Raw genomic sequence first — 4367 nt, 5'->3', positions numbered from 1 at the left:
GTTTGATTGACGGCTTTACCAAACAATATGGGTGCAAACTTCTCGTTTGGTATCAGCGGTTCGAAAATCTGCATGATGCGCGGCGGCGCGAAGTGCAGATGAAAAGTTGGAAGCGGCTTTGGAAGTTGCGTGAGATTGAACAGATGAACCCCAACTGGGCGGATCTGTACGAGACATTAGTTTGATGTTGGACCCCGGCGTTCGCTTGGGCACACGAGGTGTTTTATGGGCTTAGAAAACCAAGATTTTGAAACTGAGCAAGGTCCGAGCTGGGCACGTTCGAATTGGCCTTTGTCCATCACCGATGACCTGACGGCTTCGCTTGATCCGACGCAGATGGCGGTCGAAGTCAAGGCCGCGGCGAAGGCTGCTGGCAAGCCCATGGCAGAAGCCGACGCCGTTGCCGCAGCGAGCGATTCTATCCGTGCAATGATGCTGGTGCGCACTTATCGTGTGCGCGGACATCTGGCGGCGAACCTTGATCCGCTTGGACTTTCCAAGCAGGACATTCCCGCTGACCTTACCCCCGAATATCATGGTTTTTCTGGCGCAGACCTCGACAAGCGGGTCTATGTCGGCGGCACGCTCGGTCTCGAATGGACCACGGTTCGTGAGCTCGTCGATACGCTGCGCGCCAATTATTGTGGCCCAGTTGGCCTCGAATATATGCATATTTCCGACGTCGAAGAGCGCCGGTTCCTGCAAGAGCGGATGGAGGGCAAAGATGCCGCCATCCAGTTTACGCCCGAAGGCAAAAAAGCCATCCTCGGCAAAGTCATCGAGGCGGAGCAATATGAAAAATTCCTTGGCCGCAAATATGTAGGCACGAAGCGCTTCGGCCTTGATGGCGGCGAGTCGATGATTCCCGCACTCGAAGCCGTCATCAAATATGGCGGTCAGTTGGGCGTGCGCGAAATCGTTTACGGCATGCCGCATCGTGGCCGTCTCAACGTTTTGGCCAATGTGATGGCAAAGCCATACCGCATCATCTTTCACGAATTTTCGGGTGGAAGCGCGAACCCTGATGATGTTGGCGGTTCGGGCGATGTGAAATATCACCTCGGCACCAGCACTGACCGCGAATTTGACGGCATCAAGGTGCATATGAGCCTTGTGCCAAACCCTTCGCACCTTGAGGCAGTGAATCCAGTGGTGCTCGGCAAGGTACGCGCGAACCAAACCGCACGTGATGACCTTGGCAAGCATGAACAAGTGCTGCCCGTGCTTCTGCACGGTGACGCGGCCTTTGCTGGGCAGGGCATCGTTTGGGAGTGCCTCGGCTTTTCCGGCATTCGTGGGTATAATACCGGCGGTTGCTTGCACTTTATCGTGAACAACCAAGTTGGTTTCACAACCAGCCCGCAATATGCGCGGTCTTCGCCTTATCCATCCGACGTAGCCAAGGGCGTTCAGGCACCAATATTCCACGTCAATGGTGATGATCCCGAAGCGGTGACCTTCGCCTGTAAAATTGCGATTGAATTCCGCCAGACATTCCACCGCGACATCGTCATCGACATGTGGTGCTACCGCCGCTTTGGCCACAATGAAGGCGACGAACCCGGTTTCACGCAGCCATTGATGTACAAAGTGATCAAGGGCCACCCCGCCGTCAGCAGCTTGTACGCCAAACGGCTTGAGGCCGAGGGTGTAATCGATGCGAATTGGGCGGATGAGCATGCCATGCGCTATGTTCAGACGCTTGAGCAGGAATTTGCCAGCGCAGCCGATTATAAAGCCAATGCCGCTGACTGGTTTGGTGGACGTTGGTCGGGCCTGTCCAAACCAGCCGATCCCGAAACCGCACGCCGAAATGTGCAAACAGGTGTTTCCAAAAAACTGTTTGATAGCATGGGCCGCACGCTGACCACTGTGCCCGAAGGCCACAATATTCACCCGACACTCAATCGTGTGCTCGATGCCAAAAAAGCGATGTTCAGCACAGGCGCGAACTTTGACTGGGCAACAGGCGAAGCACTCGCTTTCGGATCGTTGCTTTCCGAAGGTTATGGCGTGCGCCTATCGGGCCAAGATTCGGGCCGCGGTACGTTCAGCCAACGCCACGGCGTCTGGGTCGACCAGACGACTGAGGAAAAATACATCCCGCTGGCAACATTGCCACATGGCCGTTTTGAAATCCTCGACAGTCCCTTGTCGGAATTCGGCGTGCTGGGTTTTGAATATGGCTATGCGGGTGCCGAACCAAAGACACTGGTGCTTTGGGAAGCGCAATTTGGCGACTTCGTGAATGGTGCGCAGACCATGATCGATCAGTTTATTGCCGCCGGTGAAGCGAAATGGTTGCGCGCCAATGGCCTCGTGATGCTGTTGCCGCATGGCTATGAAGGACAGGGTCCGGAACACAGCTCCGCGCGGCTCGAGCGCTTCCTGCAATTGTGCGCCGAAGACAATATTCAGGTCGCAAACTGCACGACGCCTGCAAATTATTTCCATTTGCTGCGCCGTCAAATGGCACGGCCGTTCCGCAAACCGCTTATCGTCATGACGCCAAAATCATTGTTGCGGCACAAGCTCGCGGTTTCCAAGGCAGAGGATTTCCAAGGCGAAAGCCACTTCATGCGGATCCTGTCGGACATCAACGCGCCTGCCGACAAGGACGTCAAACGACTGGTCCTATGTTCGGGCAAGGTTGCCTATGACCTGATGGAAGCGCGCGATGCATCGGGTGACACAAACACCGCGATTGTCCGCATCGAGCAGCTATATCCGTTCCCCGCCGAACCATTGATTGTCCGGTTGAAGCGTATGACCAATTTGGAAGAGGTCGTTTGGGCCCAGGAAGAGCCCCGCAACGCCGGCAGCTGGAGCTTCGTCGACCCTTATCTGGAAGAATGCCTCGCAGAAGCCAATGTCGGCCCTGTCCGCGCACGTTATGCCGGACGCAAAGCCGCAGCCGCGACGGCCACGGGTCTTGCCAAGCGCCACCAAGCCGAACAGGCCGCATTGGTTGCCGAAGCATTGGGCCACAATGTCCGCGAAGAAATCCGCCGCCAACGCACGGGGGGAACCACGCCGGTTACCCCTCCATCCTCCTGAGGATTGAATTATGAGCACTGAAGTTAAAGTCCCCGTATTGGGCGAGTCCATTACTGAAGCGACCCTTGGCCAATGGCTGAAGAAACCGGGTGAGCCGGTTGCGGTCGATGAACCGATAGCCAGCCTTGAAACCGACAAGGTCGCGGTCGAAGTGCCGTCGCCTGTCGCCGGTATCATGGGTGCCTATGCCGTTGAGGAAGGCGCGACCGTTAATGTCGGAGCGGTCATTGCTTCAATCGATGCTGGCACCGGCGCTGCCGCAGCACCTGCTGCAGCCGCTGCCGCTGTAGCCCCCGCCGTTACGAGCACCGCTGCGCCTGCGCCGGTCGCTGCTTCGGAAAATAGCGATCTGCCTTTGTCGCCTGCGGTTCGCCGCTTGGTGCTTGAGCTCGGCATTGACCCAAGCAAGATCAAAGGCACCGGCAAGGATGGCCGCCTGACTAAGGAAGATGTTGTTGCAGCTGCAAAGGGTGCGCCTGCACCTGCAGCCACTTCGGCATCAACGGCGACGCCAGCTGCGTCTGCCCCAACAGGTACGCGTCAGGAAGAGCGCGTGAAGATGACGCGCCTGCGCCAGACGATCGCAAAGCGTTTGAAGTCTGCACAAGACACAGCGGCGCTGCTGACGACCTTTAACGATGTCGATATGTCCGCCGTGATCGAAGCGCGCGCGACCTACAAAGACCTGTTTGAAAAGAAGCACGGCGTGCGCCTCGGCTTCATGGGCTTCTTTACCAAGGCTGTTGCTTTGGCGGCGCGTGACGTTCCTGCCGTGAATGCGCAGATTGATGGCGACGAAATCGTCTATCATAATTATCTCGACGTCTCGGTCGCGGTAAGCGCGCCAAATGGCCTCGTCGTGCCCGTCGTGCGCAACGCCGACGCGATGAGCTTTGCCCAGATTGAAAAGGCAATTGGTGATTTTGGTGCAAAGGCCAAGGCCGGCGCGCTCACCATGGAAGATATGTCGGGCGGAACCTTCACCATTTCAAACGGCGGCGTGTTCGGCAGCCTGATGTCGACCCCGATTATCAACCCGCCACAGTCCGCCGTGCTTGGTCTTCACCGTATCGAAGACCGCCCCGTTGTCCGCGACGGACAGGTTGTGGTTCGCCCAATGATGTATTTGGCGCTAAGCTATGACCACCGTCTCATCGACGGCCGCGAGGCGGTGACATTCCTGAAAATCGTCAAAGAGGCGATTGAAGACCCGACCCGGTTGTTGATCGACCTTTAAGGAGCTGAGCAATGGCAGAACATGATTATGACCTGATCGTTATCGGTGCAGGTCCGGGCGGTTATGTTGCCGC

The 4367-nt window shown here is 56.9% G+C and carries 2 protein-coding genes and 1 pseudogene; all 3 read left to right on the top strand.

Features of this window, described 5'->3' with window-relative positions:
- Positions 1–185, top strand: a pseudogene (locus tag ACILQA_RS10110) (GIY-YIG nuclease family protein); the annotation flags it as partial.
- A gap of 40 nt (positions 186–225) precedes the next feature.
- Positions 226–3057: a 2-oxoglutarate dehydrogenase E1 component gene (locus ACILQA_RS10105; protein WP_395629576.1), complete on the top strand. Its 2832-nt coding sequence runs from the start codon at positions 226–228 to the stop codon at positions 3055–3057.
- A gap of 10 nt (positions 3058–3067) precedes the next feature.
- Complete coding sequence (odhB, locus tag ACILQA_RS10100; RefSeq protein ID WP_395629575.1) at positions 3068–4294, top strand: 2-oxoglutarate dehydrogenase complex dihydrolipoyllysine-residue succinyltransferase; 1227 nt, start codon at positions 3068–3070, stop codon at positions 4292–4294.
- Positions 4295–4367: the final 73 nt, after the last annotated feature.

The sequence above is a fragment of the Sphingorhabdus sp. genome (genome assembly GCF_044239005.1).
Classification (GTDB): Bacteria; Pseudomonadota; Alphaproteobacteria; order Sphingomonadales; family Sphingomonadaceae; genus Sphingorhabdus_B.
The sequence above is the reverse complement of the archived record's forward strand: the minus strand, read 5'-3'. Positions and strand labels throughout refer to the sequence as shown.

Bases quoted from the DNA above. Each gene is read 5' to 3' on its own strand.
- ACILQA_RS10105 (WP_395629576.1), top strand. From the start codon at position 226: ATGGGCTTAGAAAACCAAGATTTTGAAACTGAGCAAGGTCCGAGCTGG.
- odhB (WP_395629575.1), top strand. From the start codon at position 3,068: ATGAGCACTGAAGTTAAAGTCCCCGTATTGGGCGAGTCCATTACTGAA.